Below are 26,141 nucleotides of genomic sequence, written 5' to 3' on the forward strand. Positions count from 1 at the left end.
GCATTGTGCGGTGGCTAGCGCGGCACCTTGCCCGCGTTGCCCGGCGCGCGGAGGAAGTCGAAGTCCACGCCCTTGTCGGCCTGCGTCACGGCCTGCAGGAAGAGCTTGCGGTAGCCGCGCTCGGCGGTCGGCACCACGGCTGGCGACTCCTTCGCGCGGCGTGCCAGTTCCTCGTCGCTCACCAGCAGCGAGATCTCGCGGTTCGCCACGCTGAGCCGGATGCGGTCGCCGTTGCGCACATGGGCCAGCGGCCCGCCGATGGCCGACTCGGGCGTCACGTGCAGCACGATGGTGCCGAAGGCGGTACCGCTCATGCGGCCGTCGGAGATGCGCACCATGTCCTTCACGCCGGCCCGCGCGAGCTTGCGCGGGATCGGCAGGTAGCCCGCCTCCGGCATGCCCGGCGCGCCCTTGGGGCCGATGTTCTTGAGCACCAGCACGTCGTGCGGCGTGACGTCGAGCCCGTCGCCGTCGATGCGGCGGGCCAGGTCCTCGGCGTTCTCGAAGACCACGGCGCGGCCTTCATGCTCCATCAGCGCCGGGTCGGCGGCCGACTGCTTGATGATGGCGCCGCCCGGTGCCAGGTTGCCCCACAGCACCGCGATGCCGCCCTGCGGGTAGATCGGCTGCGCCGCCGGGCGAACCACGTCCTGCGCGAAGCCGGGGCCGGCGGCCTCGATCTCCTCGCCCAGCGTGCGGCCCGTGACGGTGAGGGCGTCGAGATGCAGCAGCGGCCTGAGTTCGCGCAGCAGCGTGGCCATGCCGCCCGCGGCGTGGAAGTCTTCCATGTAGTGCCGGCCCGAGGGCTTCAGGTCGAGCAGCACCGGCGTCTCGCGGCCCATGCGGTCGAGCGCGTGCAGGTCGATGTCCAGGCCCATGCGGCCGGCGATGGCCGCGAGGTGGACGATGCCGTTGGTCGAGCCGCCGATGGCCAGCAGCACGCGCATCGCGTTCTCGAAGGCGGCGGGAGTCAGCACCTGGTCGATGGTGAGGCGCTCGCGCGCGATCCGCACCGCCTGCGCGCCGGTCTGCTCGGCGATGCGGATGCGGTCGGCCGTGACTGCGGGCGGCGAGGCCCCGCCCGGCACCGTCATGCCCAGCGCCTCGGCGATGCAGGCCATGGTGCTGGCCGTGCCCATGACCGAGCAGGTGCCCACGCTCGCCACCAGCTGGTCGTTGACGTCTGCGGTCTCCTGCGCGTCGATCTCGCCCGCGCGATAGCGGGCCCAGTAGCGCCGGCAGTCGGTGCAGGCGCCCACGCGCTCGCCGCGATGGCTGCCGGTGAGCATCGAGCCGGTGATGAGCTGGATGGCCGGCAGCCCGGCCGACGCCGCGCCCATGAGCTGTGCCGGCACGGTCTTGTCGCAGCCGCCGATGAGCACGACCGCGTCCATGGGCTGCGCGCGCACCATCTCCTCGGTGTCCATGGCCATGAGGTTGCGCAGGTACATGCTCGTCGGCGCGGCGAAGCTCTCGTGCACAGAGATGGTCGGGAACTCCATCGGCAGCCCGCCCGCGAGCATCACGCCGCGCTTCACGGCCTCGACGAGCTGCGGCGCGTTGCCGTGGCAGGGGTTGTAGGCGCTGCCGGTGCTGGCGATGCCGACCACCGGGCGGTCGAGCGCGGCGTCGGTATAGCCCGCGCCCTTGATGAAGGCCTTGCGCAGAAAGAGCGAGAAGCCGCGGTCGCCGTAGCTGGTGAGGCCCTTGCGCATGCCGGCGTTGTCGTCGCTGTCCTCGGACTGGAGCTTGGATTCGGACATGGGGTGTGGGGTTGGTTTTTCTTCAGGGCCGATGCCGGATCAGGCCAGCACCGCTTCGTAGATGGCAAGGTCCCCGGCGGAGAAGCAGCAGAAGACCACTTCTTCCACCGGCGATGCGGCATCCGCCAGGGCTTCCCGCACCGTGCTCACCGCGAGCCTTGCCGCCGGCTCCACCGGGTAGCCATAGATGCCGGTGCTGATGCCCGGAAACGCGATGCTGCGAACGCCCTGTGCCGCCGCGAGCGCCATCGACCGCCGGTAGCACGAGGCCAGCAGCTCCGGCTCGCCCGACCCGCCGCCGCGCCATACGGGTCCGACGGTGTGGATGATGAAGCGGGCGGGCAGCCGGTAGCCCTTGGTGAGCTTCGCATCGCCCGTCTTGCAGCCGCCCAGCAACCGGCATTCGTGCACCAGTTCGGGCCCGGCCGCGCGATGGATCGCTCCATCCACGCCGCCGCCGCCGAGCAGCGAGGAGTTGGCGGCGTTGACGATGGCGTCCACCCGCAGGGTCGTGATGTCGGCGCGGATGGCGCGCAGCTTGGTCGTATCGGTCATGTGCAGAGGCATCGTAGGCGCGTCGGCCGCAGTCGGGCAAACCCGGTTACGAATAAGGTTTCAAATACTTACGATCCCCGCGCCGGACATGCTGCCCGGCACCGCCCGCCGCCATGGCGTCGATCTTGCATGGGGCCGGGCTGTTTTCAACCCGAGGGAGAGTCGATGAAAAGCTTGTTGCCGTGGCGCCGCGCCGGTGTTTTTCTTTGCATGGCGTTCGCGGGCGCGGTGGCTGCGCATGCGCAGACGCTGCAGTTCAAGTGGGGCCACGTCTACGAGCCCATGAGCATCTTCCACCAGCAGGCCGAGCTGGCGGCGCGCAAGATCGCCGAGCAGTCCGAAGGCAAGATCAAGATCGAGGTGGTGCCTTCCTCCAAGCTGGGACAGGAGGGCGACTATCCGCTCATGCTGGCCAACGACTCGATGCAGATCGCCTACGTCGGCCAGGCCACGCTGGCCGAGGGCTATCCGCCGCTGAGCCTGGCGAGCTATCCCTTCGCCTTCAAGGACCTCGACCACATGCGCAAGTACCTGGCGAGCCCGCTGCTGGCCGAGCTCATGAAGGGCTACAACGAGAGAAGCGGCAACCGCATGGTCGCCTCCGTCTACTACGGCGCGCGCCAGGTCACATCGGCAAAGCCGCTGGCCAGGCCCGAAGACTTCCGCGACCTGCGCCTGTACGTTCCCACTGCCGCGGCCTACCAGCTCTTCGCCACCGCGGTCGACGCCAAGCCGGTGACGCTGCCCTTCATGAGCCTGTATGGCTCGCTCAAGAAGAACGAGGTCGAGGCGCAGGAAAACCCGCTGGACATCGTCAAGTCGAAGAAGCTCTACGAAGTGCAGAAGTACGTGCTGCTGACTTCGCACGTCTACGACACGCTGGGCATCGTCATCGGCAAGGCGGCGTGGGGCAGGCTGAATCCGCAGCAGCAGGCGATGGTCGAGAAGGTGCTGGCGGACACCGCGAAGTGGACCAACGTCGGCGTGATCGCCGGCGAGCTGGAAGACGAGAAGTTCCTGCGCGACAAGGGCATGACCGTGTCGCCGGCCAACCGGCAGCTGTTCCAGGAGCGCGTCGTCAAGCGTTCCACGCCCGAGCAGCTGGGCGCGCGGCCGGGCGACTATGCGCGGCTGCAGGCGCTGGTGAACTGACTAGGGCTGGGGCGCCGCTTCGAAGGCGCGCTGCAGCGCCGTCGACAGCTGCGCCACCAGGGCCTCGCGCTGCGGCGAAGGACGCCAGAAGCTGCGGGAGGTGATACCGGCGGCTTCCCATTCGGGATGGTTGCGCGCCGGCTGCGCGGCGCGCACCGCGGCGGCGGCAGCGCGCGTGGGCGCATCGCCGTCCTCGGGCGATTCGGCGGTGATGCGCTGCGTGGCTGCGTGCCCGCGCAGTTCCAGGGCCTGGGTCAGCTTCAGCTGCCACGCGGCCAGCGTGAAGAGCACGCCGTCTTCCACGGTGAGCTCGTGCACGTCGCGCAGCTTGTTGGCCAGCTTGCGCCCGAGCGGCCCCAGACCCTGCGACACCGCGCCGCCGATGGCGCCGCCGAGCGCCGCGCCAGCCCCGAGCGAGATGCCGGCCACCGCGAGGTCGGCCACCACGCCCACCGCCGCGCCGATGACGGCACCCTTGCCTAGGCGCAGGCCGGCATCCTTCATCGCCTCGGGGCTGAAGAAGTCCAGCGTCCAGCGGCCTTCGATGATCGGAAGCGGCGCCTCGTCGGCATCGCCCTGGCGAAAGCCGTAGAGCGCGAGCAGGTCGTCGGTGCAGCGCTGGGCCTTGTCGAACACCTCCTTCTGCAGCGCGGCAACGAGGGCCTTGCGGCGCGCGTCGTCGGCGAACTCGGTGGACGGCACCGTGCGCCGCACCGCCGCGGCATCGACCAGCAGGCTGGCGATGCGCGAGCACGCCGATTCGCGCCGACGTGCGGCTTCGGCAGCCAGCGAATCGACCACGCCGCGCAGCAGCTCGCGGCGATCGCGCAGCAGCGTGGCGAGGTCGCCGTACAGGTCGCGCTCGGCGCCCACGAAGGGGGCCGCCGCGTCGAAGCGCACCTGCACGTGCAGGCCGTAGGCCGAGAGCAGTTCCTTCCACGCCGGCTCGCGGCTGGCGGCGTCGCGCACGAAGTTGAGCACCGGCAGCACAGGTCGCGCGCAGGAGTTGAGCAGTTCGATCTCGTCGCGGAACTTGGGCAGCACCGGCTCGCGCACGTCGATGACCAGGAAGGCGGCGTCGATGTCGAGCATGGTGCGCAGAACCTTCGCCTCCTGCTCGAACACGCCGTGCGCCTCGGGCCCGCGCAGGAACTGGCGGATGCGCTCCGGCGGCGTGGCCTGCGCGTCGAAACCGGCGGCCAGGTGCTCGCGCAGCGCGACGGCGTCTTCCAGGCCCGGCGTGTCGAAGAAGCGCACGGCGGCTTCGCCATCCACGTCGAGATCGACCGACTCCACATGGCGCGTGGTGCCCGGGCGCTGCGACACCTCGCCGAAGTCGACGCGGCGCGTGAGCGTGCGCAGCAGCGAGGTCTTGCCCGCGTTGGTGTGGCCGACGACGGCGATGCGGATGGGCTGCTGCGTCATGGGGCGATGGCGCTTTCGGGCAGGGCGGCTTCGAGGCGTTCGCTGGCGGCGACGCGCTCCAGGCCGGTGTCGCGCAGCCAGTCGAGCCAGCGCTGCGTGGCGTCGGCCCCGGGCGAGTCGGCCAGCCACAGGCGGCATTCGCCGCAGTGCGCCAGCAGCTCGCGAAGGAAGCGCTCGGTGCCGCGGTCGGGGCTCGAGGCTGCGTGGCAGACCATCAGCACGGTGCGCGGATGGATTCGGGCCAGTTGATCGAGCACGGCGCGCCGCGCGGGGGCGCTGCCGTCGATGCGCTGCGCCTGCGCTGCAATGGCCGCGGGCAGCGCGGCCGGCGGCCAGGGCATGTCGGGCGGCAGCTCGAAGCCGAGGACGAAGAGGGCGTCGTGCAGTTCCGAGGCCGGCAGGCCCGATGGCGTGGCGCTGCGCAGGCGGCCCGGGTCGGCATCGACGATGGCTGCCGGCGCCATCGCGGCGAAGCGGGCCAGCAGCTTGCGGTAGTAGGGCTCGCGCCAGTCGGGCTGCAGCGCCTTGCGGCGGCTGTGCAGGATGGCGCCGCTCAAAAGGGTCAGCACCAGCCGGGGCAGAAAGCCGTAGACCAGGATGCAGCCGGTGAGCCACAGCGCCCAGGTGCGCTGCCCGGCCGCATTCACCGAGCCAGGGGAGCCGGGGGCGGCCATCACGGTCGCGGCATCGGGCACCGGAAAACCCAGCTTCGCCGGAGCCCAGCCGAGCGCCTGCACCGCATGCACGAAGAATTCCGGCTCCAGGATCGTCGTCTCCCAGCTCAGCGTGTAGCTGCGGAACGCGAGCGCGAAAAGCATCGCGGCCAGCACCACCGCGAAAGACAGCGACCAGATCCCGTGGCTCACGAGTCCGAAGGCCCAGGGCAGCAGCCTCGCGCGCGAGAGCAGCCCGGTGGCCGCGCGCACCAGAACCGGCGCCTGCCCGCGCTTGCCGCCGGCCACGCGTGCGGTGAGAGACAGCCAGATCCAGCCCAGCGAGGCGGTGCTGAAGGAACCCAGCGGCAGCCACAGCCCGGCGAGCCACAGCACGAGCGTCAGCGCATGCAGGCCGAGCAGGCTTGCGAGCGCGACGATCACGTTGATGTGGCGCTCGCCCCCGCCGACCACGTTGCCCGCGAGCCCGAGGCCGGCGATGACGATCAGCGCCGAAAGGCCGATCAGCACCCAGGGCGCCCACTGCCGCGCACGCGCGAGTTCAGGCTGCAGGCCGATGCGTTCTCCGAGCAGCAGCGCGCGCTCGGTGACCTGGCGGTGCGGATCTGTCGTGCGGGAGGCCGCGGTGCGCAGCGCCTGTGCATCGTCGAGCGGCCCGCTCTGCTCGGTCCATCGGATGGCCTCGGTGATCACCGCGTCGGTAAAGGCGGGGTCGCGCAGCGCGGTGTTGGTCAACAGGGTCCCTTTGAAGCCGATCTGTATCCGGATGAGTCGATGAGGCCCTGCGCAACGGGCGCGACACGGTGGTCGAGCGGGGCGGGGCCGCGCAAATTATGCCCGGCGGGTTCCGGCGGATTCCCGCGAGGGCACGACGAAGAACGGGGCCGCGAACGGCCCCGTTTGAAGGGATGAGCAGGGCTCGTGGATCAGCGCAGGCCGAAGAACGAAAGAACGGCAACGACCACCACGACCAGACCGACGATGTAGATGATGGAATTCACGCGATTACTCCTCAGTGTTGACGATGGCTTCAGCATCGCGCCGGTATCGCGGCGCCACTGTCGGCAGGGGGCGGCGGGTGGTGTAGGCGGGTGTGAAGCGCCGAGCCGGAGCGAGCCGTCAGGGTTGACGAGCGGGCCCGAGCGCGCGCTCCAGCAGCCACAGCATCGCGGTGCGGGTTTCCTCGGCGTCCGCGCCTGCGTCGATGGCCAGCGCGGCGCGGTCGAAGGCGGCCGAGAGCAGTGGGGTGAGCGCGTCGAGCGAGGCCTCGTCCCTGCCCACGCCGGCGCGCTCCAGGCCCTGGCGCAGCGACGCGGCCGAGGTGGTGTCGTCCAGCGCCATGATTTCTTCCATGCCGAGCACGGCGGGCCCGTCGATCAGCAGCAGCCGCGTCCGGCCCGGCGCCGTCATCGCGTTCAGGTAGGCCTTGCTGCCTTCGAGCAGCGCCTTGCGCGGCGAGAGCTGCTCGGGCGCGGCCGCCTCGATGTCGGCCGCCACGGCTTGGCTTTCGCGCTGCAGCACCTGGCGGAACAGGTCGCGCTTGTCCTCGAAGTGGTGGTACAGCGCCCCGCGCGTAATGCCCGCGGCCACCGCGATTTCGGGCGTGGAGGTGTCGGCGTAGCCCTTGCCGACGAACAGGGCACGCGCCGCGTCCAGCAGGGCGAGGCGGGTGGTTTCCGTGCGCTCGCGGTTGGTCCTGACGGTCGCCGATGTGGTCTTGCTCATTTACATGCAGCCTGTCTGTAAGTTATATTCAATTTACATGCAGTCTGTATGTTAAATGAAAGGGCCCATCGTGAAAGTGACGAGCTACTACCCCGTTCTCATGACCGCCGACGTCGCGGCGACCGCGGATTTCTACAAGACGCACTTCGGCTTCATGCCGCTCTTCACGAGCGACTGGTACGTGCATCTGCAGATGGCGGATGAGCCCTCGGTGAACCTCGCCGTGCTCGACAGCCGCCACGAGACCATTCCCGCAGCCGCGCGCGGCCAGGTGGCAGGCGGCACGCTGCTGAACTTCGAGGTGGACGACCCCGACGCGGTGCACGACCGGCTGAAGGCCGCCGGCCTGCCGATCCTGCTGCCGCTGCGCGACGAGGCCTTCGGCCAGCGCCACTTCATCACGCGCGATCCGAACGGGGTGCTGATCGACATCATCAAGCCGATCCCGCCGAGCGGGGAGTTCGTCGCCCAATACGAGGCCGGTGCCTTGCCGGGCTAGGTTCTCCCCCAGGCTTCGCGCACTTCGTGTCGCTACGCCAACCCCCTTCCGGGGGGCAACACCTGTGGCCCGGCAAAGCCGGTTCCACGGTGTTTCGCGGAGAAGGCTCCTCAGGCGCGCAGCGCCTCGTCCTCTTCGAGGCTGTCGCCCAGGAAGCCACCGCTCTGGTGGGCCCACAGCCGCGCATAGAGACCGCCTTGCGCCATCAGCGTGCGGTGATCGCCTTCTTCCACCACGCGGCCTTCGTCGAGCACGATGAGGCGGTCCATCGCTGCGATGGTCGAGAGCCGGTGCGCGATCGCGATCACGGTCTTGCCTTCCATGAGCGTGTAGAGGCTCTGCTGGATGGCGGCCTCCACCTCCGAGTCGAGCGCGCTGGTGGCTTCGTCGAGCAGCAGGATCGGCGCGTCCTTCAGCATCACGCGCGCGATGGCCACGCGCTGGCGCTGGCCGCCCGACAGCTTCACGCCGCGCTCGCCCACGTGCGCCTCGTAGCCGCGCCGGCCGGTCGCGTCGCCCAGGGTCTGGATGAAGTCGTGCGCCTCCGCGCGCCTGGCCGCAGCCTCGATCTGCTCCTTCGTCGCATCGGGCCGGCCGTAGGCCACGTTGTCTGCCACCGAGCGGTGCATGAGCGACGTGTCCTGCGTGACCATGCCGATGTGGCTGCGCAGCGAGTCCTGCGTGACGTGCGCGATGTCCTGGCCGTCGATCAGGATGCGGCCGCTCTCCAGGTCGTGGAAGCGCAGCAGCAGGTTCACCAGCGTCGACTTGCCCGCGCCCGAACGGCCGACCAGGCCGATCTTCTCGCCGGGCCTGACCGTCAGCGTCAGGTCGTCGATCACACGGCGGCCCGCATCGCCGTAGCGGAAGCTCGCGTGCTCGAAGCGCACCTCGCCGCGCGGCACCTCCAGCACCCTGGCGTCGGGCGCGTCGAGCACTGCGCGCGGGCGCGAGAGCGTCTTCATGCCGTCCTGCACCGTGCCGATGTTCTCGAACAGGCTGGTCATCTCCCACATGATCCAGTGCGACATGCCCTGCAGCCGCAGCGCCATCGCCGTGGCCGCCGCCACCGCGCCCACGCCGACCGCGCCGTGCGACCACAGCCACAGCGCCACGCCCGCCATGCCGGCCGTGAGGCCCATGCTCAGCGTGTGGTTCACGATCTCGAAGGCGCTCACCAGTCGCATCTGGCCGTAGCCGGTCTTCATGAACTCGCGCATCGCGTCGCGCGCGAAGCCGGCCTCCCGCTGGGTGTGCGAGAACAGCTTGACGGTGGCGATGTTGGTGTAGGCGTCGGTCACGCGGCCGGTCATGAGCGCACGCGCGTCCGCCTGCTCCTTGCCGACCTTGCCCAGGCGCGGCACGAAGTAGACGAGCGAGCAGACGTACAGCACCAGCCAGATCAGGAAGGGCCAGACCAGCTGCGTGTCGAGCAGGCCGACCAGGATGATCATCGTGGCCACGTACACGCCCATGGCCACCAGCACGTCGGCCAGCACGAAGATGGTGTCGCGCACCGCCAGCGCGGTCTGCATCACCTTGGCCGTGATGCGGCCGGCGAACTCGTCCTGGTAGAAGGCCATGCTCTGGCCCAGCATCAGCCGATGGAAGTTCCAGCGCAGGCGCATCGGCAGGTTCACCGCGAGCGTCTGGTGCTTCACGATGGTCTGCAGCGCCACCACCACGATGCTGATGACGAGGAAGGCGGCCAGCCACATGAGCGTGCCGCCGCGGTCCTGCCACAGGCGCGAGGGCTCCTGGCCCGCGAGCCAGTCGACGATGCGCCCGAGGATGGCGAACAGTGCCGCCTCGAAGATCGACATCGCGGCGGTGAGCACCGCCATCACCGCGATCTTGCCGCGCACGCCGTGCGTGCAGGCCCAGAGGAAGGCGAAGAAGCCCTGCGGCGGCATCGCGGGCTCGGCGGCAGGGTAGGGGTGGAGGAGTTTTTCGAAGAATCGGAACAAGGGCGCAGTCTCCCGGAGAGCTCAGGACTTTAGCCGCGCATGCATGACCTTGCCCCGAAAAGGTGCGTTCTTCAGCAAGCGTTCAGCGGGCCGCGCGGCCTCCCTGGGCGGCCGCCGGCGGGCCCAGCCGCTCGCCCAGGAAGTCGATGAAGGTGCGCAGCTTGGGCGCCATGTACTGCCGGCTGGTGTAGACCGCGAAGAGCGTCACCGGCGTGGCCTCGAAGTCCGGCAGCAGCCTCAGCAGCCGGCCCTGCGCGATGTCCTCGTCGATCAGCCAGGTGGGCATGTAGGCGATGCCCATGTCCGCGCGCACCGCGTGCAGCGTGAGCGTGGTGTCGTCCGAGCGCATGGCCGGCGCCAGCCGCAGCGGAAACATCCGCCCGCCCGGGCCCCTGAGTGCGAGGTTGTCCAGGTTGACGTAGCTGGGCACGATGGCGCCGAGCTTCGCGAGGTCGGCCGGCACGGCGGGCACGCCGCCCATGCGCTCGAGATAGGAGGGGGTGCCGGCGAGGAAGAAGGGCACCTGGCACAGCGGGCGCGCGATCAGCGCGGGCGAGGGCTCCTGCGTGGCGCGCAATGCGAGGTCGTAGCCGTCGGCCGCGAGGTCGACCTTGCGGTTCTCCAGGTGCATGTCGACCAGCACTTCGGGGTATTTCTCGCGGTAGTCGGCCAGCACCCGGGCGAAGCGCGGCGTGGCGCACCACACGGGCGCGCTCACCTTGAGCAGGCCGCGCGGCACGTCGCTGGTCTGGCCGATGGCGGCCTCGGCCTCGTCGAGCAGGTCGAGCGCGCGGCGGCTCTGCTCGTACCAGGCGGTGCCGGCCTCGGTCAGGCTCAGGTGCCGGCTGGAGCGGTGCAGCAGCCGCGCGCCCAGCGACTTCTCCAGCTGCGCCACGTGCTTGCTCGCCATCGGCGGCGACATGCCCAGCCGTTCGGCCGCCGCCACGAAGCTGCCCGCCTCCACGACTTCGCGGAACACCCGCAGGCTGGTCATCCGGTCCATGTGCGCATCCTTGTCGAAGATTTCCTGGCAGGAACTGATCCGATGCATCGTAGCCTGTCGATTTCCTCCAAGGAAATGTCTACAGTCGATCCAACGCTTTCATCGAGGAGCATCGACTTGACCCACGACAACACTTCCGCTTCGCCCCGCCTGCCCACCTACTTCATCTCCCACGGCGGCGGCCCCTGGCCCTGGATGAAGAAGGAAATGGGCCCGACCTACGACCAGCTCGAGGCCTCGCTGGCCGACATGCCGCGCCAGATCGGCCGCACGCCCGCCGCCATCCTCATGGTCTCGGCGCATTGGGAGGCACCCGTCTTCACCGTGCAGGGCAGCGCGAAGCCGCCGATGATCTACGACTACGGCGGCTTTCCCCCGCACACCTACGAGGTGCACTACGACTCGCCCGGCTCGCCCGAGCTGGCGCAGCGCGTGCAGTCGCTCATCGCCGCCGCCGGCCTGCCGGCGCAGATCGACCCCCAGCGCGGCTACGACCACGGCATGTTCTCGCCGATGGCGGCCATCTATCCCAAGGCCGATGTGCCGGTGGTGCAGCTGTCGCTGCGCCGCGGCCTCGACCCCGCCGAGCACCTCGCGCTGGGCCGCGCGATCGCACCGCTGCGCGACGAGAACGTGCTGATCGTCGGCAGCGGGCTGAGCTACCACAACCTGCGCAACTTCGGTCCGCAGGCGCACGGCGTGTCGAAGGCCTTCGACGACTGGCTCGACGCTGCCGTGGTAAAGAGCTCCCCCGGCGAGCGCAGCGCGCAGCTGCTGCAGTGGGATTCAGCTCCCGCGGCGCGCATGGCGCATCCGCGCGAGGAGCACCTGATTCCGCTGATGGTGGCCGTGGGCGCGGCCGAGGGCGAAGCCGGCGAGCGCGTCTATCACGAGGACGCCTTCATGGGCGGGCTGGTGGTGTCGAGCTTCCGGTTCGGGGCCTGACGCCAGAAATAAGAGACAAGGGGACGGGCGCTCAGCCGCGCCGAGCCCCGTCGGCGTCGACCAGCCCCACCCGCGTCTGCCGGCCCCAGGTGCCGCGCCCCGTCAGGAACGTCCACCAGCCCCACGCCGCACCCGTGTGCCGCAGGATCTGGAAGGTGAAGGGCTCGACCAGCGCGGCCGCGAAGGCCTGCGCGAATCCGACCTTGGCGGCCTCGCCGGCGGCGCCCAGCCAGCGGCGGTACAGGTGCACCGACCACAGGTGGAAGACGAGGTCGAGCACGATCTTCGCGCCGATCACGCCGGCCACGGGCGCCAGCACGCCGAGGTTGCCGCGCACCAGGTACACCAGCAGCAGGCCGAACGCGGCCAGACCGTAGAGCGGCTGCAGCGTGTCGACGGCCTTCACCGGCAGCATTGCGACGCCGAGCCAGCCGTAGCGCCGGTCGCCGACCATGGCGCGGTACCAGAACTGCGTCTGCAGGAAGCCGCCGAACCAGCGGCGGCGCTGGCGCAGGAAGGCGCCGGTGCTGCTCGGCGCGTCGGTGTGCGCCTGCGCGTCGCCGAGCACGCGCACCGTCCATGGCAGGCCATGGGCCTGGGCGTGGCGGTGCAGGCGGTGGATGAGTTCGTAGTCCTCGACCAGGCAGTCGGTGTCGAAGCCGCCCACCGCGCGCACGGCCTCGGTGCGAAAGCCCGCGAAGGCGCCCGAGATCAGCAGCAGGCCGTTGACGCGCATCCATGCGTAGCGCGAGAGGAAGTTGCGGATGTACTCGTAGGTCTGGAACCACTGGAAGCAGCGGCCGGCCAGCGTGCGGCTGCACACGGGCGTGATGACGCCGGTGGCGGCGACGAGCTCCGGCTCCTGCGAGAACGCACGGCGCACGGCGCCGATGGCGCGGCTGTCGAGCAGGGTGTCGCCGTCGACCGTGAGCACGATGTCGGTGTCGATGCACAGGATGGCCGCGTTCAGCGCCACCGCCTTGCCGCCGTGCGGCAGCCGCAGCCAGCGCAGCGACGGATGCAGAGAGCTGGGAGCGCTCAGCTCGCCGAGTCCGGGAGCGACGAGGCCGTAGCGCGTGGTGAGCAGCTCGGCCGTGCCGTCGCTCGAGCCGTCGTCCGCGATCACGATGCGGTCGGGCAGGTCGGTCTGGGCGAGCAGGGCGGCCAGCGTCACCGGCAGCACGGCGGCCTCGTTGTGCGAGGCGACGATCACGCCCAGGGAGTCGCGCCGCGCGGCTGCCGCGGGCGAAGGCGCCGGCCGTGGCCGCAGGATCGGCAGCGTCATCCACGCGACGAACAGCAGCAGCACCGTGTCGTACAGCACGTAGGCCACGCCCACGGACCACGCCCCGACGTCGACGGCCTTGAACGCCATGGCGAAGAGCAGCACCCACAGCACAAGCACGCCCCCGTGGATGAGCCAGCTGCGCAGCGGCGTGGCGGGGGGAGACAGGCGCGGCGACGCGGCCAGGAAGGCGCTTTGTAGAGGATCGTTCAAGGAAAGTGGGCCAGGGCGGCTGTCGATCGGTCGGTCGGAGGTTCGTGATACGCAAATACTCGGCCTGCGGTTTCGAAAAGCCCGGGGAATGCCCGGACAATCGCACGCGCTTCCGACTGAGTCGGCACCCGCCCGAAAATTCCCCGCATGCTCGCACAAACCCGCTACACCCGAACCGCGATCGCGCTGCACTGGCTGATCGCGGTCCTCATGATCATCAACATCGCGCTGATCCTGCTGGTCGACCGCTATCCCGACGAGTGGGTGCGCCCGGCCGTCGACACCCACAAGTCCATAGGCATCACGGTGCTGGGCCTGGTCATCATGCGCATCCTCTGGCGCGCCACGCACAAGCCGCCGGCCATGCCGGGCTCCTACGGCGCCTTCGAGCGCTTCGCGGCCCACCTGGCGCACGGTGCGCTGTACGTGCTGATGATCCTGCTGCCGCTGTCGGGCTGGATGCACGACTCGGCCTGGAAGGACGCCGCCACGCACCCGATGCAGCTCTTCGGCCTGTTCGAATGGCCGCGCATCGGCTGGATCATGGCGATCGAGCCGACGGTGAAGGAGACCTGGCACACCGTGCTGGGCGGTGTGCACGAATGGGCCGGCTACGTGCTGTACGTGCTCGTCGGCCTGCACGTGCTGGCCGCGCTGAAGCACCAGTTCCTCGACGGCGAACGCGAACTGCAGAGGATGTGGCCTTGAACGCCGACCTCATCGCGCGCATCGACGCGCTCTCGACCCATCACGACGCGGTGCACGAGGGCGTGCGCGTGCGCTGGCGCCGCTTCGGCTCGGACGCCAGCCGTCCGCCGCTGGTGCTGCTGCACGGCGGCCACGGCAGCTGGATGCACTGGCTGCTCAATGCCGAGGCGCTCTCGGCCGGCCGCACGCTGTGGCTGCCCGACATGCCCGGCTTCAACGAATCGGACGCACCGCCGCGCGCGGCACCCGGCGAAGACCCGCTGCGGCCGCTGCTCGCCGCGCTCGGCGGCACGCTCGACCAGCTCGTCGGCGCGGGCACCGTCATCGACCTCGGCGGCTTCTCCTTCGGGGGGCTCACGGCGGCGCGCTTCGGTGCCGGACGCGGGGCGGTCCGCCGCCTCGCGCTGATCGGCAGCGGCGGCCACGGCACGCTGCGGCGCATGACGGCGCAGATGATCAACTGGCGCGCCGCCCCCGACCGCGAGGCCGAGCGCGCGGCGCTGCTGCACAACCTGGGGGCGCTGATGCTGCACGACGCCGCCGCCATCGACGAGCTGGCCTTCGCCATCCACGACGTCTCCTGCCATGGCACGCGCTTCCGCAGCAAGGAGGTGTCTCAGTCGGGCGGGCTGCAGCAGGCGCTGGCCACGATGGGTGTGCCGACGCTGCTGCTGTGGGGCGAGTTCGACGTCACGGCCGATCCGCGCCCGCTGGTGGCGCAGCTCGCTGCCGAAGGCCCGGGGCGCGAAGGCGTGGTGATCGACGGCGCGGGGCACTGGGCGCAGTACGAGCGCGCCGACGAGGTCAACGCGCGGCTCGTGGAGTTCTTTCGCTGAGCCTCGCTGCGGCCGCGATGGCGGCTGCCATTGAAGCTGCTATTGCTGCTGCTTCACCAGCCCCAGCTTGCGGATGATGTCGCCCCACTGGTCGTAGGTCGAGCGCGTCAGGTCGGCCAGCTGCTTCGGGCTCGACGATTCGGCTTCGTATGCGCCCTGGCGGAAGAAGTCGCGCGTGGCCGGCATCGCCAGCACCTGCGCCAGCGCGGCGTTGAGCTTCTCCACCACCGGCGCCGGCATGCGCGCCGGCCCGTAGAAGCCCAGCCAGCTCGGCATGTCGACGCCGCTCACGCCCTGTTCGCCCATGGTGGGCACGTCGGGCAGCATCGGGCTGCGCTTGGGCGCGGCCACCGCCAGCATGCGGACCTTGCCGGTGGCGGTGTTCTGGATGGCGTTGGGCGCGGCATCGAAGTAGTACTGCACGCGGCCCGCGAGGAAGTCCTTGGCCGCGTCGGCGCCGCCCTTGTACGGCACGTGCACCACGTCCAGCCCGGCCTGCCGCGCGAAGGCCTCGCCGTAGATGTGCGAGGAGGTGCCGGTGCCGAAGGAGGCGTAGCTCATCTTTCCCGGGTTGGCCTTGATGTACGCCACCAGCTCCTGCACCGTGCGCGCCGGCACGCTCGTGTGCACGGTCAGCACCAGCGGGCCGCGCGCGCCGAGCGAGATCGGCGTGAGGTCCTTGAAGGGGTCGTAGCGCACCTGCGCCAGCGTCTGCGGGTTCTGCGCCACCACGGAGGAGGGCGCGTACATGAAGGTGTAGCCATCGGGCGCGGAGCGGATCACCTCCTCGGTCGCGAGGATGAAGCTCGCGCCCGGCCGGTTCTCCACGATCACCGGCGTCTGCAGCACCTCGCCGAGCTTGTTCGCTACGAAGCGCGCCTGCGCGTCCGAGGCGCCGCCGGCCGCCAGGCCCAGCACGATGCGGACGGTGCGGCCCTTTTCCGGGAAGGGCGCGGCGGCGCGGGCCGGCAGCAGGGGGCTTGCGGCGCCGAGCGCGAGCCAGGCCGCGAAGCGCCGGCGCTGCAGCGAAGAGGAGAAGGAGGAAGAAGCCGTCATGTCGCTCATTGTTTGACCAATCCGACCTGCTGCACCATCGCGCCCCAGCTGTCGTAGGTCGAGCGCGTGATGCTCGCGAACTCGGCCGGCGTGGTGGCGCCAGCCTCGTAGCCGCCGCTTCGATAGAACTCCTGCACCTGCGGCATCGCCAGCACCTTGGCGAGCGCCGCGTTGAGCTTTTCCACCACCGGCGCCGGCATGCGCGCCGGGCCGTAGAAGCCCAGCCAGCTCGGCAGGTCGAGCCCGGCGTAGCCCTGCTCGGCGAAGGTGGGCACGTCGGGCAGCGCCGCGATGCGCGAGCCGGCGGCCACCGCGAGGATCTTCACCTTGCCGGTGGAGGCGGTGATGATGGCCGAGGAGGCCGAGTCGAACATGTACTGCACGCGCCCGCCGATCAGGTCCTTCGCCGCGTCGGAGCCGCCCTTGTACGGAATGTGCACCGCGTCGATGCCGGTCTTCTTCACGAAGGCCTCGCCGTAGATGTGCGAGGAGGTGCCCGCGCCGAACGAGGCGTAGCTCACCTTGCCGGGGTGCGACTTCACGTAGGCCACCAGCTCCTTCACGTTGTTCACCGGCACGCTGGTGCTCAGCGACAGCACCAGCGGCCCGCGCCCGCCCATCGAGATGGCGGTGAAGTCCTTGAACGGGTCGTAGGGCACCTGCGCGAAGGTGTGCGGGTTCTGCGCCATGGTGGAGGAGGGCGCGTACAGCAGCGTGTAGCCGTCGGGCTGGGCGCGCGACACCTCGTTGGCCGCCAGCATGGTGCTGGCGCCGGGCTTGTTGTCGACGATCACGCTGGTGCCCAGCACCTCGCCGAGCTTCTGCGCAACGATGCGCGCCTGCGCGTCGGTGCCGCCGCCGGGGGTGAAGCCCACGACGATGCGGATGGGCTTGCCGCGCGCCGGGAAGTCCTGCGCCATGGCCAGGGGGGCGAGGCCCAGAAGCACTGCGGCGCCGATGGCCGAGCCGAAGGCACGGCGGGTGCCGTGAGGTTTCTTCATCGATGTCTCCGTTGGAATGCTTTTTAAATATTGATCTTCAAATCCATAAAAATCCATATTTACTAGGGAATACCCCGAACAATCGGCTTTTGAGTTTGACAAAATGGAAAGTGAAATCAAAATACGACGAAACAAGCCAAGCCGAGAACGCATTCATGAAAACTGTCGTCCGCACCGACGAGCGCATCCTGACCTCCGACATCTTCGACCGCGACAGCCGCGTCAAGCGGCCTGACCACGGCAGCTGGGCCGAGCCCGGCAAGAGCATTCCGGTCTATCACCGCTGCGGCGTGCTGGTGGTGGGCGGCGGCCCCTCGGGCACCGCCGCCGCGGCCGCCGCGGCCCGCGCGGGCGCCGACGTTGCGCTGCTGGAGCGCTACAACCACCTGGGGGGCCTGTCGACCGGCGGCCTGGTCATCTGGATCGACCGCATGACCGACTGGGAGGGCAAGCTGGTGATCCGCGGCTTCGCCGAAGAGCTGTTCGACCGCCTGCCGGCCGAGGCCATCGCCGGCCCGGCGCGCGAGGACTGGGGCTCGCAGGACACGGCCAAGGCCGCGCACTGGTCGCAGCGCACCGCCGCCTACCACGGCGTCGTCACCTGGTCGCCCACCATCGACCCCGAGCGGCTGAAGCTGCTCTCGCAGGAGATCGTGCTGGAGCGCAAGGTCAAGCTCATCTATCACTCGTGGGCCGCCATTCCCATCGTGCAGGACGGCGCGGTGAAGGGCGTGGTGTTCGAGAGCAAGGAAGGCCGCATGGCCATCATGGCCGACGTGGTGGTCGACGCCACCGGCGACGGCGACCTGTTCGCCCGCGCCGGCGCCGAGTACGTGAACGACATCGAGGAGGCCGACGTGCATCACTGCATGAACACCTCCTGGCTCTTCGGCGGCGTGGACATGAACCGCTGGATCGAGTTCAAGGCCGGCCAGCCCGAGGCCTTCACCGCCTTCATGGCGGGCGGCCGCGAGCAGTGCGGCCTGTTCGAGCGGCCCTTCGTCTCGTGGCGCAACGACGTGGCGCTCTTCATGGGGCCGCGCCAGTCGGGCTACTCCGCGCTCGACGTGGACGACCTCACCGCCGTGGAGGTGCGCTCGCACCGCGCCATGGCCGCGCACCTCGACTACTTCCGCGCCCATGCGCCGGGTTTCGAGAACGCCTATTTGATGCTGAGCGCGCCGCAGATCGGCGTGCGCCATGCACGGCGACTCGTCGGCGTGGGCTCGGTGCTGCGCAGCCAGTGGCCCGACGGCGTGCCGCTGGCCGACGAGATCGGCGTGTCGCCTGCCGTCTCGCCCAAGTTCCCGAACATCTCCATCCCCTACGGCGCACTGGTGCCGAAGCAGCTCGACGGCCTGCTGGCCTGCGGGCGCCACATCTCCTGCGACCGCAACTCGCACGGCTTCATGCGCGAGATCCCGCAGTGCTGGATCACTGGCCAGGCGGCCGGCGTAGCCGCGGCGATCGCTTCGCGAGGCGGCATCGCCCCCCGCTTCGTCGACGTGGGCGCGCTGCAGTCCGCGCTGCTGGAGCAGGGCGTGTACCTGCGCGCCGGTGCAGGCCAGGGCCAGGGCGCGGCGGCTTCGCCCGCCACGGCCGAGGCCGGCGCCTGATGGCACTGCGCGGCCATGAACCCGGCAACCCTCCGTCCGCGAGCCTCTACATTCTGGAGTCCCGATCCTGAGAGTCTTGCGAAGGGTTCCTCCATGTCCACCGAAAAGAACGACACCTCTTTCCCCCAGGCCGAACAGCAGGCCGACGCGCGCGGCGAGCGCTCCGACACCGTGAGCGCGCTGGAGCGCGGCATCTCGGTGCTGCGCTGCTTCAGCGAAGACCGGCCCGTGCTCGGGCACGCCGATGTGGCGCGCATGACCGGCATTCCGCGCGCCACCGTCAACCGGCTGGTCGCCACGCTGCTCTCGCTGGGCATGCTCAAGCCGGCGCAGGCGCCCGACCGCTTCATGCTCGGCCCGGGCGTGGTGTCGCTGTCGCGCGTGTTCCTCGGCAGCCTCGACGTGCGCGCCGCCGCACGGCCCAGCATGCAGGCGATGGCGGAGGAGGTCGGCGCCTCGGTCTACCTGGCCGTGCGCGACGGCATGGAGATGGTGCTGATCGAAGCCTGCCGCCCGCGCTCGTCGATGCTCTCGGCGCGGCTCGACGTCGGCTCGCGCGCACCCCTTGCCAACTCGGCGCTCGGCCGCGCGTACCTCTCGGCACTGCCCGAGGCGCAGCGCAACCAGCTCGTCGATTCGATGCGCCTCCTGCGCGGCCCCGAATGGGACAGCATCGCGCCCAGCATGAACCGCGCCATCGGCGAGTCGAAGCGGTTGGGCTACTGCCTGTCGCTCGGCGAATTCCACCGCGAGATCAACTCGGTGTCGGTGCCGCTCATCGGGCCCGACGGCGAGGTGATGGCGCTCAACGGCGGCGGCGCCGCCTTCGTGTTCACGGAAGACCGGCTGCGCAACGAACTCGCGCCGCGCCTGCACGACATCGCGCTGAGCATCGCGCGCGACATCGGCGGCCACGTACCCACGCCCTCGCCGGGCTAGCAGCCCGGCCGGGGTTCATTCCCCATGACGACAGAAGAACGGAGACACAGGTCATGCACCTGAGCGATGAAGAAAAAGCCATGTACGACGGCCGCGACGGCCCGGCCGTGCAGAAGGCGATGGACCTGCTGGTGCGCTACGGCGAAGCATTGGGCGCCGAGCGGCTGGTCGAGACGCGCAACGTGTGCGCCACCATCACATCGACCACGCCCTTCCAGCGCGATTTCGCGCTCGCCAAGGGCGGCGGCATGGACGCGGTGTTCTCCGAATTCAGCCTCGACAGCCAGGAGACCGTCGAGATCCCGAAGTTCAAGGTCTTCACCAGCCACCTGCAGCTGGGCTTCGACCCCGGCCAGCCCGAGCGCATGGGCGTGAGCGAGGAGATCGTGCGCTTCTACGAGAAGAGCGAGCGCCATGCCGCCGGCCTCGGCGCTCAGATCATGAACACCTGCACGCCCTACCAGGTCGGCAACATTCCGACGCGCGGCGAGCACTGCGCATGGATGGAGTCGTCGGCGGTCGTGTACTGCAATTCGGTGCTGGGCGCGCGCACCAACACCGAAGGCCGCGAGAGCACCGGCGCTGCCATGCTCACCGGCCGCATCCCTTACTGGGGCTATCACCTCGACCAGAACCGCCATGCCACGCACGTGGTCGAGCTCGACATCGAGGTCGAATCGGTGCAGGACTGGGGCCTGCTCGGCTACTACATCGGCGAGCACGTGCAGGAGCGCGTGCCGGTGGTGCACAGCCGGCGCGGCATCTCGCGGGTGCCGAACCTGCCGAGGCTCAAGCACTTCGGCGCGGCGGCCTCGTCCTCGGGCGGCGTGGAGATGTATCACATCGCGGGCGTCACGCCCGAGGCGCTCACGCTCGAGCAGGCGCTCGGCGCAAGGGCGCCCGTGGAGGTGCTGCGCTACGGAGAGGCCGAGCGCCGCGCCACCTACGAGAAGATCAACATCACGGCCAGGGACGCCGAGGTTCAATACGTGATGCTGGGCTGCCCGCACTACACGATCGAGCAGATCTGGGAGGCCGCGCAGCTCATCGAAGGGCGCAAGGTGCACCCCGACTGCGAGCTGTGGATCTTCACGCCGCGCGCCATCAAGGCGCTGGCCGATCGCAACGGCTACACGAAGATCATCGAGGACGCGGGCGGCATCATCATGGGCGACAGCTGTTCCGCCATGAGCCGCGCCGTGCCCAAGGGCACGAAGACCGTCGCGCTCGATTCCGCCAAGCAGGCGCACTACCTGCCCGCCATCCTCGGCGTGCAGGCCTGGTTCGGCAGCACCGCCGAATGCATCGACGCGGCCTGCACCGGGCGCTGGAACGGAGGCTATGCATGAGCGACGCGCCGGGCCGCCCCAAGCAAGCTCGCACCGCAGTGCGAAGCACGGAGGTATTGCAATGAACACCGCAGTCATTACCGAACAACAGACCCTCGTCATCCGCGGCCGCAAGGTGGTGGGCGGCGTTGCGGAAGGCGAGGCGCTGGTCACGCGCGACCGCATCTCGGGCTGGGGCGGCATCGATCCGCGCACCGGCACCGTCGTCGAGACGCGGCACGAGCTGCGCGGGCAGAGCTTCGCGGGCAAGGTGCTGGTGTTCCCGGGGGCCAAGGGCTCCTCGGGCTGGTCGGCCATGTTCCACATGACGCGGCTCATGAACTCGGCGCCGGCCGCGTTCCTGTTCAACGAGATGACGACCAAGATGGCGCTGGGTGCCGTGGTCACGCACTCGCCCGCGATGACCGACTTCGAGCGCGACCCGCTCGAATGCATCGAGACCGGCGACTGGGTGCGCGTGGACGCCGACCGCGGCGTGGTAGAGATCACGAAGAAGAAACAGGAAGGTGCCGAATGACCCGCCCACTGCGCAGCAACTTCCCGCGCGGCTCCTACCTCTGGTCGGTGCGCAACGCGCACTGGCGCGCGCTCGGCATTCCCGAGGAGGACTGCGAGAAGCCCAAGATCGCCATCGTCAACAGCTCCTCGGAGCTGGCCGCCTGCTTCAGCCACCTCGACCGCGTGGCGGCGGAGATCAAGGAAGCCATCCGCGCGGCGGGCGGCGTGCCCTTCGAGATCCGCACGGCCGCGCCCAGCGACTTCATCACCGGCGCGGGTGCGCGCGGCGCCTACATGCTGGCGGCGCGCGACCTCGTCACCAACGACATCGAGGTGGCCGTCGAAGGCGCGCAGCTCGACGGGATGGTCTGCCTCACCTCCTGCGACAAGACCGTTCCGGGTCAGCTGATGGCCGCCGCGCGGCTGAACATCCCGACGCTGCTCGTGCCCTGCGGCTATCAGCCCAGCGGCGAGTACAAGGGCCACCACATGGACATCGAGGAAGTGTTCATCGGCGCGATGCATGCGGTCACGGGCAACCTGCCGGTGGAGGAACTCGTGGGCATGAGCCGCGAGGCCATCCGCGGCCCCGGCGTGTGCTCCGGCCTGGGCACTGCCAACTCGATGCACGTCGTCTGCGAGGCCCTCGGCATGGCGTTGCCCGGCAGCGCGCCGGTGGCGGCACTGAGCCCGAAGATGATGGCCGACGTGCGCGCGGCCGGCACTCGCATCGTGCAGATGGTGTGGGACGACCTTAAGCCGCGCGACATCCTCACGCCCGGCGCCTTCGCCAATGCGGTGCGCGCGGTGCTGTCGATCGGCGGCTCGCTCAACACCGCCAAGCACCTGCAGGCGGTGGCGACCGAGGGCGAGACCGGCGTCGACGTCTACGGCATGTTCGAGCGCCTGGGCCCCGAGACGCCGGTGCTGGCCGGCGTGCGTCCCATCGGAAGCGATTCCATCGAAGCCTTCGAGGCGGCCGGCGGCTGCCGCGCGCTGATGAAGCAGCTGGAGCCGCTGCTCGACACCGGCGTGCGCACCGTCACCGGCGGCACGCTCGCCGACAACCTGCGCGATGCCGAGGTGGCCAATGCCGAAGTGATCCGCCCCATCGGCCGGCCCGTGGCGCCGCTGCCTGCCATCGTGCTGCTGCGCGGCAACCTCGCGCCGGAGTCGGGCCTCATCAAGACCGGCATCGCCGAGCGCAAGGTGCGCCGCTTCACCGGCCCGGCCGTGTGCTTCTGGACCTCGGACGCAGCCATCGCCGCGCTGAAGAAGGGCGAGATCGTGCCCGGCCAGGTGATCGTGATGCGCGGTGCCGGTGCCTGCGGCGGTCCGGCGATGGGCGGCGGCGCGTCGCGCGTGGTCTTCGCGGTCGACGGCGCGGGGCTCGGCGACCAGGTCGCGCTGCTGACCGACGGCCACCTGTCGGGCCTGGTCTGCAAGGGCCTCGTGGTGGCCGAGGTGTCGCCCGAAGCCGCGCTCGGCGGGCCGCTCGGGCTGGTGCGAGACGGTGACCTCATCACCATCGACCTCGACGCACGCCGCCTCGACATCGACCTGAGCGACGCAGAACTCCAGGCGCGACGCGACTGCTGGCAGTCGCCGCCGCCGGTGAACGACACCGGCTGGCTGCAGCAGTACCGGCGCAACGTGGGGCCGCTGTCGAAGGGCGCCGTGCTCGTGCGTACCGAGCGCATCGAGCGCACCGCGCCACCGGGCTAGACCTCTTCCAACCCCGGCTTTCGCCAACCGGTGCGCACACCCGAGCGCATCCGGTGGCGCAGCCCTGCGCGCCTTCGTTCGTTCGACAGAGTTTTCAACCCAAGAAAAGAAGCAGGAGACAAGCAAACCATGAAGAGAATCTTGATGTGGTCGGCGCTGGGGCTGGCCGGCACCGGCGTGGCACAGGCGCAATCCAGCGTCACCGTGTTCGGCGTGATGGACCTCGGCATCCAGTACACGAACGGCGCGGGCCCGGGCGGCGGCTCGGTGAAGGCGTTGTCGAACGGCGGTCTCTCCACCAGCCGGCTCGGCTTTCGCGGCACCGAGGACCTCGGCGGCGGCCTGCGCGCGGGCTTCTGGCTCGAAGGCAGCCTGAACCCCGACACCGGCACCGGCCGCCCGAGCAATTCCAACAACCAGGCGAGCGGCGCGGGCACGGCGGGCCCGATCACCTTCGACCGCATGTCCTTCGTGAGCCTCTCGTCCGACACGCTGGGCGAGCTGCGGCTGGGCCACGACTTCATTCCCACGCACTACAACAGCATCTACTTCGACCCCTTCAACGCCAACGGCGTGGCGCGCGCGGGCAACCTGACCTTCGCGTCCGTGGGCACGGGGCCGCTGCCCACCACCATCACCGGCAGCAACACCGTGAGCTACTGGCTGCCGCCCAACATCGGCGGCTTCTACGGCATGGCAATAGTGGGGACCGGCGAGAACGACTCGACCCTGGCGAACCGCCACGACGGCAACTTCGCCGGCGCACGCCTCGGTTTCGCATCGGGCGCCTTCGATGTGGCGGCGGCGGTCACGCGCTCGAAGTTCAACGCCACCGCCACCGTCGGCAACTACACGCACGCCAATATCGGCGGCTCGTGGGACGCGGGCTTCGCCAAGTTCTTCGCGCTCTACAACAAGGTGACGGTGAAGCTGGCGGCCGGCACGGTGCGCAAGAACACGGCCGAGATCGGCGCGCACATCCCGGCCTTCGAGGTCGGGCGCATCCGCATCAGCTACGCCTACCTCGACGACCGCAGCGACGAGAACCTGCGCAACGCCAACGGCATGCCGCGCAACCGCGACGACGCGCGGCAGTTCGGCATCGGCTACGTGCACAACCTGTCGAAGCGCACCGCGCTCTACGGCACCTATGCGCGGCTGATGAACAGCGGACAGGGGCGCTACGTGGTCAGCGGCGGCGTGGCGCCGGCGGCCGGGCATCGCTCGACCGGCTGGGAATTCGGCGTGCGCCATCTGTTCTGAAACGGAGGCATCTCATGCGACGCAGAACCCTGACCCTGGCGGCCCTCGCGGCCGCGGCACTGCCCGGTGCGGCGGCATGGAGCGCCGATGCGTTCCCCAACAAGCCGCTCAAGCTGATCGTGGGCTTCGCGGCCGGCGGCGGCGCCGACGTGCTCACGCGCATCATCGCGGAGGGGCTGGCCAAGCAGCTCGGCCAGCAGGTGATCGTGGAGAACCGCCCCGGCGCCGACGGCGTGCTCGCCGCGCAGGCCACCTCGTCGGCCAGGCCCGACGGCTACACGCTGCTGATGGGCACCAACACCGCGATGGTGGCCGCGCCCACGCTGCGGCCGACGCCGCCCTACGACCCCTTCAAGGCCTTCACGCCGATCAGCTCGGCCGGGCAGTTCTCGATGTTCCTGGTGGTGCCGGCGAGCCTGCCGGTCAAGAGCGTGAACGAACTGCTCGCGCTCGTGGCATCGAAGCCGGGGGCGCTCAATTCGGCGTCGAGCAACAGCGCCTCGGAGCTCGCGATGCTGCAGCTGCTGGGCGACCGCAAGGTGGTCAACGCGCGCTACAAGGGCGACATGCAGGCCATGACCGACCTGCTCGGCGGGCAGATCCAGATGATGTTCACTACCGGCACGCTGGCGCCGGGCTTCGTCAAGGAAGGGCGCATCCGAGCGCTGGTGACGCTGCTGCCGCAGCGCAGCGCCCTGTTGCCCGACGTGCCCACCGGCGGCGAGCTGGGCCTGGGCAAGCTCACCATCACGCCGTGGGCCGGCTTCTTCGGTCCGCCGGGGCTGCCTCAGGCGATCACCGACCGGCTCTCGCAGGAACTGCAGAACACGCTCAAGCGCCCCGAGGTGCACTCGCAGCTGGTGCAGCAGGGCTTCGAGGGCTACGGCATGAGCCCCGCGAAGTTCACCGAGTTCTTCCATACGCAGTACGACGCCTTCGGCGCCACCGTGCGCGAGCACAACGTCAAGTTCGAATAGCGGCGGCCTCGCGGCGCCAGAAGTCCGCATCGGGAAAGCTGCCCGTGCCGGCCGCCGCGTTGTCCGCCATGTGTTCGCGGCGGCTGGTGCCCGGTATGGCGCAGGTCACGGCCGGGTGGCTCAGCACGAACTTCAGGAGCACCTGCGCCCAGCTGGTGCAGCCGATCTCTGCGGCCCAGGGCGGCAGCGGCCTGTCGCGCAGCCGGCGCAGCAGTCCGCCGCCGCCGAAGGGCATGTTGACGATCACCGCCACGCCGCGCTCGGCGGCCAGCGGCAGCAGGCGCTGCTCGGCCTCGCGTGCGTCCAGCGAGTAGTTGATCTGCAGGAAGTCGAGCTTCTCCGCCTTCAGCACGGCCTCGACGTCGCCGTAGGCCGAGGCGGTGTAGTGCGTGATGCCGATATAGCGCACGCGGCCCTGTTCCTTCCAGCCGCGCAGCGTGGCGAGGTGCGTGCGCCAGTCCACGAGGTTGTGCACCTGCATCAGGTCCATGCGCCGGGTGCGCAGCCGCGAGAACGACTGCTCCATCTGCGCGATGCCGGCCTCGCGGCCCGAGGTCCAGACCTTGGTGGCGAGGAAGGCCCTGGCCTGCTGTTTCGACGTGGCCAGCAGCTCGCCGGTGGTTTCCTCGGAGCGGCCGTACATGGGTGAGCTGTCGATCAGGGTGCCGCCGGCCGCGAAGAGGGCATCGAGCACGCCTGGCAGGCGCGCGTATTCCTCGCTGCCTGGGCGCTGGTCGAAGCCGATCCAGGTGCCGCAGCCGATGACGGGCAGCGCTTCCTTGGTGGAGGGGATGGGGCGGGTGTTCATCGTGGGCTTGGACTGGGTTTGGGCAAGGGCCGGTAGCGCGGCGCCGGCGCACAGCGCGACGCCCAGGCGCAGCAGTTCGGCGCGGGTGAGGGCTGGAAAGTCGTTCCGGGGTGGCATCCGGCCCAGTATCCGGCGGCGCGGCGCCGGGCGCGATGCCCC

The 26,141-nt window shown here is 69.9% G+C and carries 23 protein-coding genes; 12 read left to right on the forward strand and 11 right to left on the reverse strand.

What is annotated here, in order from left to right:
• Window positions 1–14: 14 nt before the first annotated feature.
• Window positions 15–1,763: an IlvD/Edd family dehydratase gene (locus tag G369_RS0100790; RefSeq protein ID WP_019652064.1), complete on the reverse strand. Its 1,749-nt coding sequence runs from the start codon at window positions 1,761–1,763 to the stop codon at window positions 15–17.
• Window positions 1,764–1,802: 39 nt separating this feature from the next.
• Window positions 1,803–2,318 carry an O-acetyl-ADP-ribose deacetylase gene (locus tag G369_RS0100795; protein ID WP_020722898.1) on the reverse strand — a complete coding sequence of 172 codons (516 nt, stop codon included), beginning with the start codon at window positions 2,316–2,318 and terminating at the stop codon, window positions 1,803–1,805.
• Between the two features lie 165 nt (window positions 2,319–2,483).
• Here G369_RS0100795 and G369_RS0100800 point away from each other — a divergent pair, with 165 nt between their 5' ends.
• A complete protein-coding gene (locus G369_RS0100800) occupies window positions 2,484–3,470 on the forward strand; it encodes a sialic acid TRAP transporter substrate-binding protein SiaP (protein WP_019652066.1) in 987 nt (328 codons plus the stop codon).
• On the opposite strand, the gene G369_RS0100805 is transcribed toward G369_RS0100800, so the two are convergent.
• From G369_RS0100805 to G369_RS0100815, 3 genes are all read right to left on the reverse strand, one after another.
• Complete coding sequence (locus G369_RS0100805) at window positions 3,471–4,895, reverse strand: GTPase/DUF3482 domain-containing protein (protein WP_019652067.1); 1,425 nt, start codon at window positions 4,893–4,895, stop codon at window positions 3,471–3,473. It lies immediately after the preceding gene.
• Window positions 4,892–6,304, reverse strand: a complete 1,413-nt coding sequence (locus G369_RS0100810; RefSeq protein ID WP_019652068.1) for a DUF2868 domain-containing protein — start codon at window positions 6,302–6,304, stop codon at window positions 4,892–4,894. The genes G369_RS0100805 and G369_RS0100810 overlap by 4 nt, the downstream gene beginning before the upstream one ends.
• 384 nt (window positions 6,305–6,688) lie before the next feature.
• Window positions 6,689–7,294, reverse strand: coding sequence for a TetR/AcrR family transcriptional regulator (locus G369_RS0100815; RefSeq protein WP_019652069.1), 606 nt, complete (start codon window positions 7,292–7,294; stop codon window positions 6,689–6,691).
• A gap of 70 nt (window positions 7,295–7,364) precedes the next feature.
• Between G369_RS0100815 and G369_RS0100820 the strand changes: the two genes are divergently transcribed.
• A complete protein-coding gene (locus G369_RS0100820) occupies window positions 7,365–7,793 on the forward strand; it encodes a VOC family protein (RefSeq protein WP_026346116.1) in 429 nt (142 codons plus the stop codon).
• Between the two features lie 110 nt (window positions 7,794–7,903).
• On the opposite strand, the gene G369_RS0100825 is transcribed toward G369_RS0100820, so the two are convergent.
• Together G369_RS0100825 and G369_RS35255 are read right to left on the reverse strand one after the other, a co-directional pair.
• On the reverse strand, window positions 7,904–9,760 hold the full coding sequence (locus G369_RS0100825; protein WP_019652071.1) for an ABC transporter ATP-binding protein: 1,857 nt from the start codon (window positions 9,758–9,760) through the stop codon (window positions 7,904–7,906).
• Window positions 9,761–9,842: 82 nt separating this feature from the next.
• Window positions 9,843–10,763 carry a LysR family transcriptional regulator gene (locus G369_RS35255; protein WP_038113894.1) on the reverse strand — a complete coding sequence of 307 codons (921 nt, stop codon included), beginning with the start codon at window positions 10,761–10,763 and terminating at the stop codon, window positions 9,843–9,845.
• A 117-nt stretch (window positions 10,764–10,880) separates the two neighbouring features.
• Between G369_RS35255 and G369_RS0100835 the strand changes: the two genes are divergently transcribed.
• Window positions 10,881–11,708 (forward strand): DODA-type extradiol aromatic ring-opening family dioxygenase, encoded by an 828-nt coding sequence (locus tag G369_RS0100835; RefSeq protein WP_019652073.1) that lies wholly within the window; start codon window positions 10,881–10,883, stop codon window positions 11,706–11,708.
• Window positions 11,709–11,739: 31 nt separating this feature from the next.
• Here the strand turns inward: G369_RS0100835 and G369_RS0100840 are convergent, their stop codons facing one another.
• The gene (locus G369_RS0100840; protein ID WP_019652074.1) at window positions 11,740–13,206 is read right to left on the reverse strand and encodes a glycosyltransferase family 2 protein; all 1,467 of its coding nucleotides are present in this window, start codon (window positions 13,204–13,206) and stop codon (window positions 11,740–11,742) included.
• Between the two features lie 147 nt (window positions 13,207–13,353).
• Here G369_RS0100840 and G369_RS0100845 point away from each other — a divergent pair, with 147 nt between their 5' ends.
• Window positions 13,354–13,914, forward strand: a complete 561-nt coding sequence (locus tag G369_RS0100845) for a cytochrome b (protein WP_019652075.1) — start codon at window positions 13,354–13,356, stop codon at window positions 13,912–13,914.
• Window positions 13,905–14,750 (forward strand): alpha/beta fold hydrolase, encoded by an 846-nt coding sequence (locus G369_RS0100850; protein WP_019652076.1) that lies wholly within the window; start codon window positions 13,905–13,907, stop codon window positions 14,748–14,750. Before G369_RS0100845 ends, G369_RS0100850 begins: the two co-directional genes overlap by 10 nt.
• Window positions 14,751–14,789: 39 nt before the next feature.
• On the opposite strand, the gene G369_RS0100855 is transcribed toward G369_RS0100850, so the two are convergent.
• Window positions 14,790–15,806, reverse strand: a complete 1,017-nt coding sequence (locus G369_RS0100855; RefSeq protein ID WP_020722899.1) for a Bug family tripartite tricarboxylate transporter substrate binding protein — start codon at window positions 15,804–15,806, stop codon at window positions 14,790–14,792.
• A 5-nt stretch (window positions 15,807–15,811) separates the two neighbouring features.
• Complete coding sequence (locus tag G369_RS0100860) at window positions 15,812–16,807, reverse strand: Bug family tripartite tricarboxylate transporter substrate binding protein (protein WP_019652078.1); 996 nt, start codon at window positions 16,805–16,807, stop codon at window positions 15,812–15,814.
• Window positions 16,808–16,962: 155 nt separating this feature from the next.
• On the opposite strand from G369_RS0100860, the gene G369_RS0100865 reads away from it, so the two are divergent.
• From G369_RS0100865 to G369_RS0100895, 7 genes are all read left to right on the forward strand, one after another.
• On the forward strand, window positions 16,963–18,423 hold the full coding sequence (locus G369_RS0100865; protein WP_019652079.1) for an FAD-dependent oxidoreductase: 1,461 nt from the start codon (window positions 16,963–16,965) through the stop codon (window positions 18,421–18,423).
• A gap of 93 nt (window positions 18,424–18,516) precedes the next feature.
• Entirely contained in the window at window positions 18,517–19,362 is an 846-nt protein-coding gene (locus G369_RS0100870; RefSeq protein ID WP_019652080.1) for an IclR family transcriptional regulator, read from the forward strand.
• Window positions 19,363–19,415: 53 nt separating this feature from the next.
• The gene (locus G369_RS0100875; RefSeq protein WP_019652081.1) at window positions 19,416–20,711 is read left to right on the forward strand and encodes an aconitase X; all 1,296 of its coding nucleotides are present in this window, start codon (window positions 19,416–19,418) and stop codon (window positions 20,709–20,711) included.
• A 61-nt stretch (window positions 20,712–20,772) separates the two neighbouring features.
• Window positions 20,773–21,228, forward strand: coding sequence for an aconitase X swivel domain-containing protein (locus tag G369_RS0100880; RefSeq protein WP_019652082.1), 456 nt, complete (start codon window positions 20,773–20,775; stop codon window positions 21,226–21,228).
• Window positions 21,225–22,934, forward strand: a complete 1,710-nt coding sequence (gene ilvD, locus G369_RS0100885; protein ID WP_019652083.1) for a dihydroxy-acid dehydratase — start codon at window positions 21,225–21,227, stop codon at window positions 22,932–22,934. Before G369_RS0100880 ends, ilvD begins: the two co-directional genes overlap by 4 nt.
• Before the next feature lie 129 nt (window positions 22,935–23,063).
• Entirely contained in the window at window positions 23,064–24,197 is a 1,134-nt protein-coding gene (locus G369_RS0100890; RefSeq protein ID WP_019652084.1) for a porin, read from the forward strand.
• A gap of 14 nt (window positions 24,198–24,211) precedes the next feature.
• Window positions 24,212–25,174, forward strand: coding sequence for a Bug family tripartite tricarboxylate transporter substrate binding protein (locus G369_RS0100895; RefSeq protein ID WP_019652085.1), 963 nt, complete (start codon window positions 24,212–24,214; stop codon window positions 25,172–25,174).
• On the opposite strand, the gene G369_RS0100900 is transcribed toward G369_RS0100895, so the two are convergent.
• Window positions 25,161–26,099: an aldo/keto reductase gene (locus tag G369_RS0100900; RefSeq protein WP_019652086.1), complete on the reverse strand. Its 939-nt coding sequence runs from the start codon at window positions 26,097–26,099 to the stop codon at window positions 25,161–25,163. The genes G369_RS0100895 and G369_RS0100900 overlap by 14 nt on opposite strands.
• Window positions 26,100–26,141: the final 42 nt, after the last annotated feature.

This window comes from Variovorax atrisoli 110B, from assembly GCF_000382045.1.
GTDB lineage: Bacteria > Pseudomonadota > Gammaproteobacteria > Burkholderiales > Burkholderiaceae_C > Variovorax > Variovorax atrisoli.

Bases quoted from the DNA above. Each gene is read 5' to 3' on its own strand.
- G369_RS0100790 (WP_019652064.1), bottom strand. From the start codon at position 1,763: ATGTCCGAATCCAAGCTCCAGTCCGAGGACAGCGACGACAACGCCGGC.
- G369_RS0100795 (WP_020722898.1), bottom strand. From the start codon at position 2,318: ATGACCGATACGACCAAGCTGCGCGCCATCCGCGCCGACATCACGACC.
- G369_RS0100800 (WP_019652066.1), top strand. From the start codon at position 2,484: ATGAAAAGCTTGTTGCCGTGGCGCCGCGCCGGTGTTTTTCTTTGCATG.
- G369_RS0100805 (WP_019652067.1), bottom strand. From the start codon at position 4,895: ATGACGCAGCAGCCCATCCGCATCGCCGTCGTCGGCCACACCAACGCG.
- G369_RS0100815 (WP_019652069.1), bottom strand. From the start codon at position 7,294: ATGAGCAAGACCACATCGGCGACCGTCAGGACCAACCGCGAGCGCACG.
- G369_RS35255 (WP_038113894.1), bottom strand. From the start codon at position 10,763: ATGGACCGGATGACCAGCCTGCGGGTGTTCCGCGAAGTCGTGGAGGCG.
- G369_RS0100845 (WP_019652075.1), top strand. From the start codon at position 13,354: ATGCTCGCACAAACCCGCTACACCCGAACCGCGATCGCGCTGCACTGG.
- G369_RS0100855 (WP_020722899.1), bottom strand. From the start codon at position 15,806: ATGACGGCTTCTTCCTCCTTCTCCTCTTCGCTGCAGCGCCGGCGCTTC.
- G369_RS0100860 (WP_019652078.1), bottom strand. From the start codon at position 16,807: ATGAAGAAACCTCACGGCACCCGCCGTGCCTTCGGCTCGGCCATCGGC.
- G369_RS0100865 (WP_019652079.1), top strand. From the start codon at position 16,963: ATGAAAACTGTCGTCCGCACCGACGAGCGCATCCTGACCTCCGACATC.
- G369_RS0100870 (WP_019652080.1), top strand. From the start codon at position 18,517: ATGTCCACCGAAAAGAACGACACCTCTTTCCCCCAGGCCGAACAGCAG.
- G369_RS0100875 (WP_019652081.1), top strand. From the start codon at position 19,416: ATGCACCTGAGCGATGAAGAAAAAGCCATGTACGACGGCCGCGACGGC.
- G369_RS0100880 (WP_019652082.1), top strand. From the start codon at position 20,773: ATGAACACCGCAGTCATTACCGAACAACAGACCCTCGTCATCCGCGGC.
- ilvD (WP_019652083.1), top strand. From the start codon at position 21,225: ATGACCCGCCCACTGCGCAGCAACTTCCCGCGCGGCTCCTACCTCTGG.
- G369_RS0100890 (WP_019652084.1), top strand. From the start codon at position 23,064: ATGAAGAGAATCTTGATGTGGTCGGCGCTGGGGCTGGCCGGCACCGGC.
- G369_RS0100895 (WP_019652085.1), top strand. From the start codon at position 24,212: ATGCGACGCAGAACCCTGACCCTGGCGGCCCTCGCGGCCGCGGCACTG.
- G369_RS0100900 (WP_019652086.1), bottom strand. From the start codon at position 26,099: ATGCCACCCCGGAACGACTTTCCAGCCCTCACCCGCGCCGAACTGCTG.